This window comes from Streptomyces sp. DH12 (assembly GCF_020873895.1).
GTDB lineage: Bacteria > Actinomycetota > Actinomycetes > Streptomycetales > Streptomycetaceae > Streptomyces.
In genome coordinates this window covers 1-479 of sequence record NZ_JAHWGT010000836.1, presented here as the reverse complement: position 1 = coordinate 479, position 479 = coordinate 1, and the positions used below count along the sequence as shown (strand labels likewise).

Here is a 479-nt window from a genome sequence, read left to right as displayed (position 1 = left end):
ATGCCGGCCAGGGTGATGCGGCGCCGGCGCGGGGTGGTCATGGTGGGTGCTCTCCTCGGGTCAGTTCGTGAGCGCGGACGCCAGGATCCGGGCGAGGCCGCGGACGTTGTCGCCGGTCAGCATGGTCACGTGGTTGCCGGGGACGACGCGGATGACGAGGTCGTCGACGTGGTCCTCCCAGCCGAGGCCGGGGCGGTGGTGGAAGCGGTCGCTCTCGTCGTAGGAGGCGCCCTTGCCGAAGCCGGTGTCGCCGGCCCGGAGCACCACGACCGGGCCCGGGGCGGGGCGGGGGCGGTAGCGCTGGACGGCCTCGACGCTGACGCGCATCAGCTCCACCGGGTCGCCGCCGCCGTCGCCGCGCATCCAGTCGGCGATCTGCGCGAGTTCGGCGAGGTAGCCGGCGGCGCCGTCGGGTTCGGCGGCGGGGCCGGAGGGCTCCGGGCCGGCGGAGGCCGCTGTCCGTCCTTCGGCGACCTCCC

1 protein-coding gene is annotated in these 479 nt (G+C 76.0%); it reads right to left on the bottom strand.

The genetic code is table 11. The features are described 5' to 3' along the window. Positions 1-60: 60 nt before the first annotated feature. Positions 61-479, bottom strand: a 419-nt coding sequence (locus tag LPA54_RS37335; protein ID WP_228984892.1) for a hypothetical protein, incomplete at its 5' end; no start/stop codon positions are given.